This is a genomic window from Spirillospora sp. NPDC047279 (assembly GCF_040643285.1).
GTDB lineage: Bacteria > Actinomycetota > Actinomycetes > Streptosporangiales > Streptosporangiaceae > Spirillospora.
Genome location: NZ_JBEYUA010000003.1, coordinates 1 through 16,207, shown reverse-complemented (window position 1 = coordinate 16,207; position 16,207 = coordinate 1). Strand labels below are relative to the sequence as shown.

At 72.3% G+C, this 16,207-nt stretch carries 11 protein-coding genes; 4 read left to right on the top strand and 7 right to left on the bottom strand.

Annotated features, from left to right (window positions below; genetic code table 11):
* Positions 1–186: 186 nt before the first annotated feature.
* From ABZ810_RS07275 to ABZ810_RS07265, 3 genes are all read right to left on the bottom strand, one after another.
* Positions 187–363: a Trm112 family protein gene (locus ABZ810_RS07275; protein ID WP_358400374.1), complete on the bottom strand. Its 177-nt coding sequence runs from the start codon at positions 361–363 to the stop codon at positions 187–189.
* 2 nt (positions 364–365) lie between these two features.
* Complete coding sequence (locus ABZ810_RS07270) at positions 366–1,715, bottom strand: phosphomannomutase/phosphoglucomutase (protein WP_358400371.1); 1,350 nt, start codon at positions 1,713–1,715, stop codon at positions 366–368.
* Between the two features lie 148 nt (positions 1,716–1,863).
* Positions 1,864–2,244, bottom strand: coding sequence for a DUF3499 domain-containing protein (locus ABZ810_RS07265; protein ID WP_358400368.1), 381 nt, complete (start codon positions 2,242–2,244; stop codon positions 1,864–1,866).
* A 526-nt stretch (positions 2,245–2,770) separates the two neighbouring features.
* Between ABZ810_RS07265 and ABZ810_RS07260 the strand changes: the two genes are divergently transcribed.
* Together ABZ810_RS07260 and ABZ810_RS07255 are read left to right on the top strand one after the other, a co-directional pair.
* A complete protein-coding gene (locus tag ABZ810_RS07260; RefSeq protein WP_358400365.1) occupies positions 2,771–3,199 on the top strand; it encodes a metallopeptidase family protein in 429 nt (142 codons plus the stop codon).
* Between the two features lie 440 nt (positions 3,200–3,639).
* Positions 3,640–4,464, top strand: a complete 825-nt coding sequence (locus ABZ810_RS07255; protein ID WP_358400362.1) for a DUF899 family protein — start codon at positions 3,640–3,642, stop codon at positions 4,462–4,464.
* A 305-nt stretch (positions 4,465–4,769) separates the two neighbouring features.
* On the opposite strand, the gene ABZ810_RS07250 is transcribed toward ABZ810_RS07255, so the two are convergent.
* The 4 genes from ABZ810_RS07250 to ABZ810_RS07235 form a co-directional block, all read right to left on the bottom strand.
* On the bottom strand, positions 4,770–6,224 hold the full coding sequence (locus tag ABZ810_RS07250) for a DUF5719 family protein (RefSeq protein ID WP_358400359.1): 1,455 nt from the start codon (positions 6,222–6,224) through the stop codon (positions 4,770–4,772).
* Between the two features lie 2 nt (positions 6,225–6,226).
* Positions 6,227–11,188, bottom strand: coding sequence for a glycosyltransferase (locus ABZ810_RS07245; RefSeq protein ID WP_358400356.1), 4,962 nt, complete (start codon positions 11,186–11,188; stop codon positions 6,227–6,229).
* A gap of 184 nt (positions 11,189–11,372) precedes the next feature.
* Entirely contained in the window at positions 11,373–11,636 is a 264-nt protein-coding gene (locus ABZ810_RS07240) for a WhiB family transcriptional regulator (protein WP_067487041.1), read from the bottom strand.
* 217 nt (positions 11,637–11,853) lie between these two features.
* Positions 11,854–12,870 carry a hypothetical protein gene (locus ABZ810_RS07235; RefSeq protein ID WP_358400353.1) on the bottom strand — a complete coding sequence of 339 codons (1,017 nt, stop codon included), beginning with the start codon at positions 12,868–12,870 and terminating at the stop codon, positions 11,854–11,856.
* A 222-nt stretch (positions 12,871–13,092) separates the two neighbouring features.
* Here ABZ810_RS07235 and cofD point away from each other — a divergent pair, with 222 nt between their 5' ends.
* Both cofD and ABZ810_RS07225 read left to right on the top strand, forming a co-directional pair.
* A complete protein-coding gene (gene cofD / locus ABZ810_RS07230; RefSeq protein WP_358400350.1) occupies positions 13,093–14,031 on the top strand; it encodes a 2-phospho-L-lactate transferase in 939 nt (312 codons plus the stop codon).
* A complete protein-coding gene (locus tag ABZ810_RS07225; RefSeq protein ID WP_358400348.1) occupies positions 14,028–15,314 on the top strand; it encodes a coenzyme F420-0:L-glutamate ligase in 1,287 nt (428 codons plus the stop codon). The genes cofD and ABZ810_RS07225 overlap by 4 nt, the downstream gene beginning before the upstream one ends.
* Positions 15,315–16,207 lie beyond the last annotated feature (893 nt).

Here is a 16,207-nt window from a genome sequence, read left to right as displayed (position 1 = left end):
CGCTCACCAACGGGACGGCGCCCTCCGGCGCCGCCTTCCCTCGTCGCAGGCTCCTCAGTCCAGACGACACCGCGCCCCTGCGGCTCGCTCACAGCGTCTCCCGCTCACCTACGGGGCGCCTTCCGGCGCCGCCTTCCCTCGTCGCAGGCTCCTCAGTCCAGACGACACCGCGCCCCTGCGGCTCGCTCACGGGGCGGGGGTGCGGGCCTCGTCGACGAGGAGCACCGGAATGTCGTCGCGCACCGGGTACGCGTAGCCGCACGAGCCCGTGCAGACGAGCTCGGCCGCCTGCTCCTCGGCTCGCAGCGAGCCGCCGCAGTTGGGGCACGCCAGGATCTCCAGCAGCCAGGAGTCGAGCTTCACGGTCACTTCCCCCTCACGATCGCCAGCACCTCGTCGCGGATGGCCGCCACGGTCTCGTCGTCGGCGGCTTCGGCGTTGAGGCGGAGCAGCGGCTCGGTGTTGGAGGGCCGCAGGTTGAACCACCAGTCGTCGGTGCCGACGGTCAGGCCGTCGAGTTCGTCGATGGTAACGCCGGGCCTGCCGGCGAAGGACTCCCGGACCTTCGCGGTGGCGGCGTCCTGGTCGGCCACCTCGCTGTTGATCTCACCGGACGCCGGGTAGCGGTCGTACTCGGTCAGCAGCGCCGACAGCGGCCCGTCCTGCTCGCCCAGCGCGGCCAGCACGTGCAGCGCGGCCAGCATGCCGGAGTCGGCGAACCAGAAGTCCTTGAAGTAGAAGTGCGCCGAGTGCTCGCCGCCGAACACCGCGCCGGTCTCGGCCATCGTCTGCTTGATGAACGAGTGGCCGACCCGGGTGCGGACCGGCTCGCCGCCGTGCTCCGTGACGATCTCGGGTACCGCCTTGGACGTGATCAGGTTGTGCACGATCCTGGAGCCGGGGTGCTTGGCCAGCTCGCGCACCGCCACCAGCGCGGTGATCGCGGACGGGGAGACGATCTCGCCGCGTTCGTCGACCACGAAGCAGCGGTCGGCGTCGCCGTCGAAGGCCAGGCCGACGTCGGCCCCGGTCTCGCGCACCTTGGCCTGGAGGTCGCGCAGGTTTTCGGGCTCGATCGGGTTGGCCTCGTGGTTGGGGAACGTGCCGTCCAGCTCGAAGTAGAGCGGCACCAGGTCGATCGGCAGGCCCTCGAAGACCGGCGGCACGGTGTGCCCGCCCATCCCGTTGCCCGCGTCGACGACGACCTTGAGCGGGCGGATGCCCGACAGGTCGACCAGCGTCTTGAGGTGGTCGGCGTAACCCTTGAGCAGGTCGCGCTGCGACACCGTGCCCGCCTTGCCGTCGTAGGGCGGCACGCCCGCCTCGACCAGGTCGCGGATCTCGGTGAGCCCGGTGTCGCGGCCGATCGGCTTGGCGCCCGCCCGGCACAGCTTGAGCCCGTTGTACTTGGCCGGGTTGTGGCTGGCGGTGAACATGGCGCCGGGCAGGTCGAGGCTGCCGCTGGCGTAGTAGAGCAGGTCGGTCGAGCCGAGCCCGGCCTCGATCACGTCCGCGCCCTGACCGGTCGCGCCGCGGGCGAACGCCTCGGCCAGCGGCACGGAGGATTCGCGCATGTCGTGCGCGGTCACCACGGCGGAGGCGCCGGTCACCCGCACGAAGGCGGCCCCGACCGCTTCGGCCGTCGCGGCGTCCAGCTCCTCCGGCACGATGCCACGGATGTCGTACGCCTTGAAGATCTTGGCGAGGTCGCCCACTCCTGCTCCCTGTCCGTCCAGCCTGCGAGTCGGCCTGCGAGTTCCGAGCCTACCGGTGAGCGGTCCCGCGACCCGCCACGCCCGGGCGAACGCGCGTTGTCACGGCCGACAACGGTCAGTGTCAGCGAGAGGAAGCCCGTCGGACGGGTCAGTCCTGGGGGGCGGGGGTGCCGGTGGAGTCGGAGCGCAGGACGCGCAGGTGGCCGCGGCGGCCCACCTCGGTGCCCTGGCCGACGGGCTCCTGGCGGCCTCCGGCGGCGGGCTTGGCCGCCTCCCGGACGGCGTCCGCGAGCGCCTCGAGGTCGTCGTCGCTGGGCTCGGTCTCCGCGCCGACGGGCAGGCGGACGAGCTCCCACCCCATGGGGGCGGTGAGCCGCTCGGAGTGCTCCGCGCACAGGTCATAACAATGCGGCTCTGCGTACGTGGCGAGCGGCCCCAGTACCGCGGTGGAGTCGCGGTAGACGTACGTGAGCGTGAAGACTGCCGACGCCTTGCAGGCGGTGCGGGAGCAGATGCGGACGGGGCTCACGATGGCCGACCGTACCTGGCCGCCGCCGCGTCCGCCACCACCCGCGTGCACGTGTCGCCGTTACCGGCCCATTTCCGGCGTAACAACTACATTCCGTGCCCTGTCCGGCGCCCTGCGGTGCCGAGCCGGCGGGCGATGGCGGGGTCGGCCGCGACCGTGACCACGAGCGGATCACCGTCGCATCCGGTGAACGCAAGGTCAGAGCCCAGCCGCCACCACCGAGCATGGAGCCCGGCACTGAGAGCCACCGACGTCGCCACGACGGAACGGTCATGACCGCCGGAAGTTATGCGAGATCACTGTGGCCACAGGCTCCACACGAATCCACAGAGATCAACATGAACGCATTGTGACGACCGCAGCTCGATCTCTGAACTGCACATATCTCGCGTAGTTCGCAATTCGCCCAAACGTGGACAATGGCAAGTGTGAACAGTGCGTGACACCGCACCGCGCACCGTGCGTCCTCAGCTCACCCCTCGCCCGGGAGCGCGCCTGGTGTGCCGCGAGAGGTAGGCTCTGTCACGTGCGATCCCGTGTGGCAGGCGCACGGCGTCGCGACCGCCGCGGTCGTGGCCTCCGTGGCCCTCTGACGCCCCCGCAGGCGCCGGTCTCGCGCACCCGCGCGGAGCGTTTCGACGACATCGTCCGCGACCAGGTCAGCCGGCTCGAGGGCCGCTGGGGCCGTGAGCTCGCCCAGGTCGAGTTCGCCGTGGAAGAGGTGCCCGACCTCGAGCCCTGGTTCGACGGCGTGATTCCCCTCGGCCAGACCGTCCCCGGCACTACCGGCCGCCCCGTGCGCATCGTCGTCTTCCGCCGCCCCGTGGAGGCCCGCACCTCCGGCGACGACCAGCTCAGCCGCCTGGTCCGCGACCTCCTCGTCGAAGAGATCGCCGACCTCCTGGGCGTGACCCCGGAATCCGTGGACCCCAGCTACGACACCCCCGAGGACTAGCCGCGCGGGCAAGGGGCCCTGAGCCGGCGGGCCTCGCAGTGGCAGCCCGGCATCGCCTGCATCACCGCCAGGCAGATCAGCTCTGAATGCGACAGCGGGGCGGCCTGCCAGGCAGCCGGGCGATCCCGGCGGCATCGTCGTCGATCTTGACGTACAGTGCGATCACGAGGGTGTCCAGGTCTGTCTTCACAAACTGATCTTGGACACCTTCTTTGGGTTTCGGGTGGGCTCCACCCTGCTGTGTTGCGGCGATGCGGATGTCGTTTCGAGTCGGATATGTCCGCGAGATCGTGCGGTCGCGCCCCAGTCCATGAGGGTTTCTCATCCGCGGCGCGAGGATCGAGGATGATGAGGGCCCATCGGGCTCGGCTGGGAGCCGCAACCACCCGCGCCCTCAGGGAGGCACCACGCACGGTCACGACTGAATCTAGGAGACGATCGTGAACGATGATTCGAAGAACAACGACACCTCTGCGCTGCCGCCGGTCGTCGACCGGGACACCTGGCAGGCCGACGTAGAGGCGCTGCGGGTTCGGGAGAAGGCCCATACCCGCGAAGGGGACGCGATCGCGGCGGCCCGCCGGCGCCTGCCCATGGTGGAGGTGGATGCCAGCCTTGAGCTGATCGGACTGAGCGGGCCGGTGACCCTGCTGGACGCGTTCGAAGGACGTCGGCAGCTCATCGCCTACTACTTCATGTGGTGGCCCGGCCGGCCCGCGCCCGAGCAGTGCGAGGGCTGCACGTTGTTCCTCAGCCAGGCCAGCGAGCTGTCCTACCTGCACTCCCGTGACATCACCTACGCAGTCTTCAGCCAGGGCCGCAACACCGCGTTCGGCCCGAGCGATGCCCAGGTGTCCTACGACGAAAGCGTCCGCTATCGCGACTTCATGGGCTGGGACATGCCGTGGTACTCGGCACAGCCCTCCCTTGACGCGCTCCTCGTCGGTCGCGAGCCCGGCCTGATGCACCTCGTGTGCTACGTGCGGGAGGGCGACCGCGTCTTCGAGACCTACTGGACGACGCGCCGCGGCGTCGAGGCGATGGACTACAGCTACGCGCTCATGGACCTCACCGTGTACGGGCGCCAGGAGCCGTGGGAGGACTCGCCCTCCGGCTGGCCGCAACCGCAGGTTGACAGGGAGTCGGCACACATGCGGACCAACGGACGCCCCACCGCCCAGTGGCCGCGAATTCACGCCGGACACTCCGACGACCTCGGAACCGCGGAGACAGGAACAGCGCCCATGCCTCACAACTGTCACTAGGGCGTGTCTCGAAGTAGGGCAGTCGTCTTCGAGACACGCCCTAATCCTGCACAAGAGAGCCTGGCCAAGCTGGCCGATTTCCTGATCGCCGAGGGGGTGGTCGGCGACATCAGCCACGAGAGCCTGCGCATCCTGCTCCGCGAGGAGGGCGTTTCACTTCAACGCATAAAGACCTGGAAGACCTCCCGCGACCCCGACCGCGAGCCCCGGCTCCGAAGGCGGGCGGCCTATACCCGCCCGCAGGGCGTCAGGCACCTATTCGCCTTCGCCGCCTACGACCCGAAGAAGATCCCGTTCCAGCGTTCTCAGGGAATGAGCGTGGTCTGGGAGTCGCCCACCGGCGGCAGGCTGACCGTGGTGAGCGCCGGGCCGATCGGCATGATCGTGAAGAGCACGCCGCCGCCCTTGCCGGTGGAGAGCGTGCGGGCGGCGTGCACCGGCCCCGACCCGGGCCGCGGCACCACCATCAGGCCGTAGCCGGGGGCGCCCGGCCGCGGTGCGGCGAGCTGGACCTCGACGGTGCGGCCCGCCGGGACCTGAACGTCCCTGGGCGTGCCGGCCCCCTGCGCGTCCACGGTCGTGACCCGTACCGTGGCGGCCGCCGCCGGGGCGGTCAGCTGCAGGTAGGACGCGAACCGGTTGTCGGCCGCCATGCCGCCGCCCGCTCCGAGCGGCTCCGTGGCGGTGCCGAACGCGACGTCGGCGCCGCGCTGGGCGTTGAGCCCCGCGACGATGGGACGGTCGGACACCAGGCGCACCGCGGCGGGCTTGCCCGACAACGCCCGGTCGAGGTCGAACGGGGTCACCGTCTCCGCGGGGGCGTCGATCACGTCCTGCCCCTGAGGCGCGAAGGCCCCGCTGGACGTCATCGCCTGGATCCGGATGCGGGCGTCCTGCTCGCCGGGAACGCCGATCAGCAGCTGGCGGCGGCCGCCGCCGCCCGGGATGCCGGGCACGACCAGCGAGGTCGCCGGCGCGGGCGACAGGGGCATCCACTCGATGCCCTCCTTGCCGCCGATCCGGACCCGGACCGACGCCGCCACGCGGCCGGTGCCCGCGCGCACGCGCAGCGCCATGTCGCGCGCCGTCTTGACGATCTCGCCGAGACCCTCGGGCGACCCGCCGATGCGGACGATCTCGGTGCTGTACGGGTCGACGGGGATGCCGTGGCCGTCGACGGTGTCGAGCGGCCCCTCCCCGGACAGCGCCGTGATGTCGACGGACGCCGGTTGCGCGTCGATGTTGGTGAGGTAGAGCTCGATGCTCTCCGCGGCGGCGGGCCCCGGCCCGAGGAACCACAGGTCGGTGCCGGGACGCGCGCACCTCGTGCCGGCCAGGCCACGGTCGCGGCCCTTGTCCCAGTGAACGGTGCGCTCGGCCTCGAGCCCGGCCGCGAGCGTCCCGTTCGCCCGGATCGTGAACGAGGCGCTCTTGCTGCGGCGCACGTCCTTGAGCCAGGACGTGCCCGGGCCGGCCGCGGACCCGACCGGCTTCCCGTCCGTGGTCTGCACGACGTCCAGACGGCCGCTACCGCCCGCGCCGCCCTTCGGCTGGGTGAGGAGGCTCAGACGGCCGTCCTCGCCGCCCCACGGGCACACCAGCGACGCCGCCGTCACCGCCGCCTCGACGTTGCCGGCCGCCGCCCTCGTCCGGTCAGCGGGCCGAGCCAGCGTCGCCGCCCCGTACAACGCCAGCAACGCCACCAGGACCAGCCCGGCAGTGGCATGGCGGAACCCGAGCAGCCGCAGGATCTTGTCCATCGTCAGGAACGCTCCTCAGCCGAAGACCCCGCCCCAGCCGCGGCCCCAGAGGACTCGCTTGCGGACTCCGGGCCGCCCTCCCGTTCGGCCGATCGCTCCGCGTCACCCTCGTCGCCGCGGTCCGCCCGACGCGCGACGCGGCGCTTCAAGCCGCGCAAGGCTCCGCGCACGGCCCCAAGCCCGGACCCTGATTCAGCCCGGCGCCCGCCGTCATCCTCAGCCGCGTGCTCACCACTGCCAGCAGCATCGCGTTCACTTCCCCGCCCAACCACATACCCGCCACTCCCGACACCGCCCTCGCCGCCAGCCCCGCTCCCATATCCGGTCACGTACCCGCCACTGCTGTCGGAACGACCCTCAGCACCGCGCCCACTTCCATAACCCGCCGCATGCTCACCACTCCCGGCACCGCCCTCGGCGGCAGCCCCGCTCCCATATCCGGCCGCGTACTCGCCGCCTCCGTCAGGACGCCGCTCGGCAGTGCGCCCACTGCCGCGTCCCGCTACGTGCTCGCCACTGCCAGCATCACGCTCGGCGGCAGCCCCGCTCCCGTATTCGGCCGTGTACTCGCCACTTTCGTCGGGACGGCGCTCGGCAGTGTGTCCGCTGCCGTGTCCGGCCACGTGCTCGCCGCTGCCGGTTCCACGCTCGGCGGTGGACCCACTCCCAGGCCGGGCCTCGTGCTCGCCGCTGTGGTCAGCGCGACGCTCGCCTCGACGCACGGCACCCGGCTCGGCTCCGCCGTCGGTTCTGGGCTCGCCGCTGCGTTCATCGGTGGGGTCGGCTCCACGTTCACCACCGGGCCCGGCCCCACGATCTGTCCTGCGTCCGGCTCCGCGGTCGGTACTGCGGGGGGCTCTGTGCTCGCCACTGCGGCGGGTACCACGGTCGGTCCCACGTCGGAAACCGAGTCCGAAACCGCGCCCGCCATCGCGTTCGGCAGGGTCGGCTCCGGGCTCGGGGATCTGCTCTGCTTCGTGCTCTGCGCTGCGCCACGCACCGCGCCCGACTCCGCGGGAGGCCCCTGCTTCGGAATCCTGCTCTGCATCCCGTTCGGCATCGCGTCCCTTACGACGCCTCGCACCGCGTCCGGCTCCGGACTCGGAGGACTGCTCAGCATCCCGACCGGCGCCACGCCCCGCCCCGCGGCGCCCACGGCGTCCGCGTCCCGACTCGGACTCCGCCTCACGGCCGGACTCAGGCTCGGACCCGGGTCCTGCTCCGAACTCGGGGACCTGCTCAGCGTCCCGGTCAGCATCCCGGTCAGCGCCGCGCCGCCCACGGCGTCCAGGGCCACGTCCCGACTCAGGCTCCGTTCCACGGCTGGCGCCGGGCACGGACCCACTTCCGGCTCTGGGTTCGGGGACCTGCTCAGCGTCCCGGTCGGCAGTGCGCTCCGCATCGCGCCGTGCACGGCGTCCGATGCCACGCCCGAATCCGCGTCCGGCCTCAAGCTCCGCTTCGCGGCTGGGTTCGGGCGCGGAACCACGTCCTGCTTCAGATGCGGGCTCGGATTCGTGCCCGGCCCAAGGCCCAGATTCACGTCCGGTACCGGGCTCCGTGCCACTTCCGGCCTCGCGCGGGCGTTCAAGCTCGGATTCACGTCCGGTACCGGGCTCCCTGCCGCTTCCGGCCGGCTCTGCTTCGCGGCCGGTCTCGCTTCGTGTTCCTCGCCCTAGGCCGAGTCCGGTTTCCAAGGCGGGGGTGGGGTCGGGGGGCGGGGCTTGGGTGGGGTCGGGGGGTTCGGGGTGGGTGGGGCGGTGGCGGAGGGCTTCGGGGCGGCGGGCCAGGGAGCCGGCGGTCACTCTGGCCCGGCGGCCTCTGCCACGGCGGGCGTGGCCGCTCTGGGAGGGCTGGCCCTCGAGCTGGACGCCGGGCAGGGCCAGAGCGACGACCAGGAGGAACGCGGCGGCCTGGAGGCCGACCCACAGTTGGCGCGTGAGCATGCCGCGGGAGAGTTCGAACTGCCCTCCGGCGGCCGGAAGTTCGTAGCCCTGGGCCCAGCCGTCGACGGTCTTGCCCGGTACCTCGGCGCCGTTGAACGCGGCGCGCCAGCCTCCGTCGGCGGGTTCGGCCACCAGGAGGGTGCGCGGCCGGGTGCCGGCCGGGACGGTAATGGTCGTGCCCACGGCCCCGCTGGGGAGCGGGGTCGCGGTGCCGCCGTCCAGGAGAATGATCCGGCCGGCTGCGGCCGGGAGGCGCCAGGTGCCGAAGTCGCGGGTACGGCTGAGGCGGGTGAGCTCGGGGTTGGCGTCCAGGACGCCGGTCAGGGCGTCGCGGCCGGGGCGGGGCACCAGGACGTACTGGACGCCCATGCGGGTGAGCGCCTGGCTGTCGCCGACGCGGCCGCCGGCCAGGCCCGCGACGAAGCCGTCGAGCCGGCGCCGCGCGCCGTCGTTCACCGGCGTCTCGGACTCGCCGAGCATGGGCCGCTGTCCCCGCACCAGCGTGTAGGTGACGCGGCCGGACGCCTCGCGGCGCATGACCAGCGTGCGCGGGCCCGTCGGCGCGGTGACGAACGCGGGGATGACGTCGGGGTCGACCTTGCCGAGCGGGTCGCCGGCGCCCCGCGCCACCCAGGCGCCCGCCGCGACGAGGGGGACGCTGAGGGCGGCGAGGACGACGAGCGCGCCGCCCGCCTGGTAGGTGAGGTGCTTGCCGGCGAGGAGTTCGACGCCGCGCTGCACCACCGCGGTGGCCGCCAGCAGCACGCCGGCGGCGGCGAACACCAGTGCCACGCCCGGCCAGGCGGGCGCCTCGTCGGCGCCCTTGGCCACGGTGGCCATGCTGACCAGGATCGCGGTCATGCCGCCGAAGATCGCCAGCATCCAGCCCGCCAGCACCGCCGTCCGGCGGCCGCGGAGCACGAGGGCGGTCAGCGCGATCACCAGCAGCGCGTACATCGTCCAGCGGGCCGGGGTGCCCGGGCCGCCGGGGTTGAGCGAGATCAGGTCCTGGGCGGTGGCGAGCGGGGTCGCGGCGACGTGCGGGCCCGCCTCCAGCAGGAACCGCGACGGGTGCAGGAGCATCCCGACCGTCCACGGCAGGAGCAGCAGCGGCGGCGTGGCGAGCGCGATCACCAGGTTGCGCCGGCCGCGGCCCCGGCCGGACCGGCCCTCGAAGAGCACCCAGGTCAGCGCGCCGCCGATGAGCGCCAGCGGCCACACCAGCGGGACGAACGCCATCGCGACGGTCAGCAGCAGCGCGACCATCCACGCGGCCCGGGCCGACCTCTTGTGCCGCAGCACCGGGTCGGCGGACACGCCGCCGCGGGGCAGCCCGTACATCCGTGCCACCTGTACGGCGATCAGCGGCAGCAGAACGATCACGACGGCGGTGCCGAGGCGCCCGCCCGCGATCGCGCCGGTGGCGGCGGGCAACAGCGCGTAGACGGCGGCGAACCACGCGCGCACGTACGGCACCGGGATGCGCGGCCCCGCGCGGCGCGAACGGCGGCCGGGCCGGGCCTCGTCCGGGATGACCAGGCGCGCGGCGAGGTAGGCGGTGAGCCCGGCCATCGGCACGCTGCCGAGCAGCAGCAACGACACGGCCAACCACGGCTTGCCGAACGTGAGGGTCGACAGCAGGGCGAGCACCGCGACGTACGGGGGGCTGCCCGCGTCCGAGCCGAGGCCGACCGGGTGCCAGCCGGAGACGTACTGGCTCCAGAGCGTCCCGGCGCCGTCCCACGCGGGGACCAGCGCGCCGCCGCCCAGTGTCCCGCCGGCGGTGAGCAGCGACCGTTCGGCGGCCACCGTGATGAACGTGAGGACCAGGACCAGCACCAGGCCCGGGTGGGCGAGCAGGCGCCGGACGACGCTCGGCTTGTCGGGGACGGGCGCGTCCTCGTCGTCGTGCCGCCGGCCGGCCGCGTTGCGGGCCGCGACGTACGCGCCGAGCATCTCGAACGCGTACCGCGCCGCCACCCAGCGCGCCCGGTACCGCTTGACGCTGTGGTAGACGTGCCGCCGCCCTTCGGAGCGGGCGGCGCGCATGCGCAGCAGGCGGCGCGGGCTCTTGAGCACGTCGCCGAGGGCGCCCAGCTCGTCCTTGGCGGCCTGCTGCTGCTTGACCAGCATCAGGAACAGCACGCGGACGAACGTCGACCAGACGTTGCGCACCAGCGCCCGCGCGGCGGGCAGCCACGGCAGGTTGGCGAGCATCGTGAAGAGCACGTTGCGGCGGTCGCGCCGCCGCACCGGCTCGGCGGCGAGGGCGCCGTCGCGCACCCCGCGCCGCGAGGCCTCGGCGTGGAAGAGCACCGCGTCGCTGACCGCGACCACGCGGTGGCCCGCGGCGAGCGCCCGCCAGCAGAAGTCGAGGTCGTCGCGGAACAGCCCGAACCCGGTGTCGAAGCCGCCGAGCCGCTCCCACACGTCCCTGCGCACCAGCATCCCGGCGCTGCTCACCGCCAGCACGTCCTTGATGCCGTCGTGCTGGCCCTGGTCGAACTCGCTCCGGTCGAGGCCGGTCTCGCGGCGGCCGGCGCCGTCGATGGTGACGCCCAGTTCGAGGAGCACCCGGCGGTCGTTCCAGTCGCGCAGCTTGGCGCCCAGCACGGTCGCGTTGGGATCGGAGTCGGCCACCCGCAGCAGCAGCGCCAGGGCGTCGTGCGCGGGGGCGGAGTCGTCGTGCAGCAGCCAGACCCACTCGGTGCGCGGCTCGCCCGGGGAGTCGTCGGGAACGGGGATCGACGCTGCGGGGTGGCCGAGCGCGTCCGCGAGCGCCTGGCCGTACCCGGTCGTCCGGGGCAACGTCAGCACGTTGCCGGCGCCGACGACCTCGGCCAGCACGGCCGGGCCGCGGTCGCGGCTTCCGGTGTCCACCGCGACGAGGCGCTGGACCGGCCGGGTCTGCGTGAGCAGCGACTTGAGCGTCTCCGGGAGCCAGCGCGCGCCGTCATGGGCGACGAGGACCGCGGTGACGACATGGCGGTCCGTTTGACGAGAATGTGGGGTCGACAAGGGGCGCTCGTTGGGGGTCGACGATCGGCAGCCGTGCCGGCCAGTGGCCGACACGGCTGACAACTGTACGCGTGCCCCGGGAGACCCGCCCTGGGATCCCCCTAGATCGGGGGCGCGCTCGCGCGCGTCGTCACCCTGGGACGGGGAGCCACACCGATGGTGGATCGTCCCTGGCGACGTCTCCTCAGACGGCCTGGCGCTTCAGCTTGCGACGTTCGCGTTCCGACAGTCCCCCCCAAATACCGAAACGTTCATCGTGCTGAAGCGCGTACTCCAAGCACTCCGCCCGCACCTCGCATGCCCGGCACACCTTCTTGGCCTCGCGAGTCGAGCCGCCCTTCTCCGGAAAAAATGCCTCCGGGTCCGTCTGCGCGCACAGCGCGCGCTCCTGCCAGCCCAACTCTTCACCGTCTGTGCCGTGCGCCAGCGGGATCACTACCTCGCTCACAGCGCACCTCCTAGCCCGTGGAGCCCCTGGTCAATGCCTTCCCTCGAGCTCCATCCCCCGAGAAGGCATAGAACTACACCCACGAAATTACACGCGTGTAGCGCCCGCCCCGTCAAGCGGAACAAGTTTCCGGGGTGACATAGGTGGCTTTATGGGTATCGGATCGGCCGATATTGACGAGTGATCAGCTGGTCCTGTCAGTTGTTCACTGAGCCGTTCACTGCGGCGGGCGGTTGTCGCGGTACCAGTCGCCCTCTTCGGGGCGCTGCTCGCCCTGCTGAGGCTGCTGACCGTAACCCTGCTGGCCGTAACCGCCCGGCTGACCGGAATCGTCGGACGAACCACCATAGGCGCGGGTCCATTCACCGGCGCCCTCTTCCTCGGCGGGCTGCTGCTGGTAGCCGGCCTGGCCGCCGTACTGCTGCTGGCCCTGCTGACCCTGCTGGTCGTAGCCGGCCTGCTGCCCGTACTGCTGGCCGCCCTGGTCGTACCCCTGCTGCCCGTACGACTGCTGGCCGTACTGCTGCTGGCCCTGCTGCTGGCCCTGCTGGTCGTAAGCGGCCTGCTGGCCGTACTGCTGGCCGCCCTGGTCGTACTGCTGGCCGCCCTGCTCGTAGCCCGGCTGGCCGTACTGCTGCTGGCCCTGCTGCTGGCCCTGCTGGTCGTAGCCGGCCTGCTGGCCGTACTGCTGCTGACCCTGCTGGCCCGCCTGGCCCTGCTGGTAGCCGTAGTCGGGGTAACCGCCGGGCACCTGGCCGCCGGGGGCCGGGGCCTTCGGGCGGGCCGGCTGCATGCTCTGGAACACCGTGAAGATGAACCAGCCGCCGATGCCGATCACGCCGAGCTTGGCGATGCCGACCAGGAACGCCGCGAACTTGGTGGACGCGCTGACGGTGAGGCCCGCCGCGTCGTCACCGCCGGCCAGCATGCCCGCCAGCCAGGCGATCACGGTGAAGAGCGCGATGCCGCCGAGCACGGCCAGCGCGCCCATGACGATCGTCCGCGCCTGCGGCGTGGGCGGGTCCTGCCATGTGACCAGGAACACCGCGATCACCAGGAGACCGACCACCGCGACGCTCGTGAACGTGCCGTTGGCGATCTCCGACAGCGCGCTGTACTTGAAACCGCCGCCGGACAGAAGGTCGATGATGCCGGCGAGCAGTTGCAACCCGGCGGAGGCGAGCAATACCCAGGCGGCCGGTTCACGCAGGCGCTGGACGGCTTCCTTGTTCACGACCATCTCTCCAGACAGAGGGAATCGGTTTCCAACCCAAAGCTTTGCACATCGGGCTGCCCCGCGTCCCCAAGGCAATGATCGTGTACACCCGTGTTTACCCGTTCGGCCGCTCTCCGCACGGCTCCGCCGGGCCTCAGCCCGCCCAGGTGGGCGGCGTTCCGGCGGCAACGGCCGGACCGCCGTCAGACAGGCCCACCCGGGCGCCATAGGCTGGCCCGCATGAGGATCGTGGCGCTGGCGGGCGGCATCGGCGGAGCCCGCTTCCTGCGTGGACTGAAGACCGCCGCCCCCGAGGCGGAGATCACAGTGATCGGCAACACCGGCGACGACATCTCGCTGTTCGGGCTGCGGGTCTGCCCCGACCTGGACACCGTGATGTACACGCTGGGCGGCGGCATCAACGAGGCGCAGGGCTGGGGCCGCACCGACGAGAGTTTCACCGTCAAGGAGGAGCTGCTCGAGTACGGGGTGGGGCCGAGCTGGTTCGGCCTCGGCGACCGCGACTTCGCCACCCACATCGTGCGCACCCAGATGCTCGCGGCCGGCTACCCGCTGTCGGCCGTCACCGAGGCCCTGTGCGACCGCTGGCGGCCGGGCGTACGCCTGATCCCGATGACCGACGACCAGGTCGAGACGCACGTCGTGGTGAACGAGCCCGACAAGGGCCGCCGGGCGATCCACTTCCAGGAGTGGTGGGTGCGGCTGCGCGCCTCCCTGCCGGCCGAGTCGATCGCGCTGGTCGGCGCCGAGGACGCCAAGCCCGCGCCCGGCGTGCTCGACGCGATCGAGGCGGCCGACGTGGTGCTGTTCCCGCCGTCCAACCCGGTGGTGAGCATCGGCACGATCCTGTCGGTGCCGGGCGTCCGGGCGGCGGTCGCGGCCAAGACCGTGGCCGGCGTCTCGCCGATCATCGGGGACGCGCCCGTGCGCGGCATGGCCGACGCCTGCCTGACCGCGATCGGCGTCGAGACCTCCGCGCGGGCCGTGGCCGAGCTCTACGGGCCCGACCTGGTGAACGGCTGGCTGGTCGCCGAGGCCGACGCCGGCGTCCGGGTGGACGGCATGGAGGTACGGGCCCGGCCGCTGCTGATGAGCGACCCTGAGGCCACCGCCGACCTCGCCCGCGCCACCCTCGACCTGGCCCTGGAGCTGGCATGAACCTCCAGGTCTTCGGGCTCCCCGGGCTGCCGGAGGTGCGGGAGGGCGACGACGTCGCCGCCCTGGTCCCGGCCGACATGCTGGAGGACGGCGACATCCTCGTCGTCACGTCCAAGATCGTCAGCAAGGCCGAGGGGCGGGTGCTCGTCGCCGCCGACCGCGAGAAGGCGATCGACGCCGAGACCGTCCGGGTGGTCGCCCGGCGGCGGCACGCGAACGGCGAGACGCGGATCGTCGAGACGCGGCAGGGCCTGGTCATGGCCGCCGCCGGCGTCGACGCGTCCAACACCGAGCCCGGCACCGTCCTGCTGCTGCCCGCAGACCCCGACGAGTCGGCCCGCCGGCTCCGCGCCGACCTCCACGCGCGCACCGGCGTACGCACGGCGGTCATCGTGTCCGACACGTTCGGGCGGCCCTGGCGGATCGGCCTGACCGACGCGGCCATCGGCGTCGCCGGCCTCGCCCCGCTGGACGACCTGCGGGGCCGCGAGGACACCTACGGCAACCGGCTGGACGCGACCGTCACCGCGATCGCCGACGAGATCGCCGCGGCGGCCGAACTGGTCAAGGGCAAGCTGGACGGCGTGCCGATCGCCGTGGTGCGCGGCCTGTCCGGCCTGGTCACCGACGACGACGGGCCGGGCGCACGGGCGCTGGTACGGCCGTCGGCCGACGACATGTTCCGGTACGGCTCGTCCGACGTCCTGCACGCGCGCCGGACGATCCGCGAATTCACCGGCGAGCCCGTCGATCCCGCCGCGGTCCGGCGCGCCGTTGCCGCCGCCATCACCGCGCCCGCGCCGCACCACACCACGCCGTGGCGCTTCGTCCTCCTGGAATCCGCCGACGCCCGCACCGAACTGCTCGACGCGATGCGCGACGCCTGGGAGGCCGACCTGCGGCGGGACGGCTTCACCCCGGAGTCGATCGCCAAGCGGCTGCGGCGCGGCGACGTGCTCCGGCGCGCCCCGTACCTGATCGTCCCGTGCCTGGTCATGGACGGCTCGCACGACTACCCGGACGAACGCCGCGCCCGCGCCGAACGCGAGATGTTCGTCGTCGCGACCGGCGCTGGCGTGCAGAACCTCCTGGTCGGCCTGGCGGTCGAAGGGCTCGGCTCCTGCTGGGTGTCCAGCACGATGTTCTGCCGCGACGTCGTCCGCGACGTCCTCGACCTCCCCGACGAGTGGGACCCCATGGGCGCCGTAGGCGTAGGCCACCCCGCCGCCCCGCCAAGAGACCGCCCACCCCGCACCCCCGACGCCTACATCCAGGTCCGCTAGCCCCAGTCCGCCCCACAGCCCGTCCACCCGCCCGCACCGGCACCACACAGCCGCGCAGGCGTCCCCGCGCCCGCCCACACGCCCACACGCCCACACAGAGGCAAGAGCGTCCACGCCTATCTCGCAACCGTCCAGACCAGCACCCAAGACGTCCACGCGCCCCACAGCACCCCCAGAGGCGCAGGCACTCCACGCGCATCCCGCAAACGTCCGCGCGCCCACAACGCCCCAGGCCAACACGCAACGTCGCCTGCCCTACAAGCACACAGGGCCGACTCGCAAACGCTTGCGCGGCCCACAACCATCCGCACCAACGCGCAGATGTTCACGCGCATCCCGCAGACGTCCAGACAGCCGCGCACACGACCACGCACATCCACGAGCCTCCCCGGGCTCCCACGGGCCTCCAGACGGCGCGCAGACGTCCGCACGCCCCACCAGCGCCCCTACAGGCGCGCCGAGACGTCCATGCACCCGCAGGCGTTCACACAGCGAACAAGACGTCCACGCTCCCCCGCGAGCACCCACACGAGCCAGCGCACCCCCGTACGCATCCCACAGCCCTACAACCGACACGCAATTCCCGTGCGCCTCTAAGCCCCCAAAGTCGTCCACACACCCCACAGCCATCACGCAAAAGACATCCGTGCATCCCGCAAGCATCCAGACCAAAACACAGACGTCCGCGCACATCCTCGCGGTCCGCACACCCCCTCGCAGTCCGCGTACTCCCTCGCAAACGTCCGCACACCGGCCTATCCGGCCTCCGCACACCTGAGGTGCCCCGAACCTTCCGGGCAGGTCCCCAACTAGGGTTGGGGAGAACCGGAAAGGAAGGTCGTTGGCGCGACAAAGGCGGCACTTCACCCAGGAGCACAAGGACGAGATTGTCC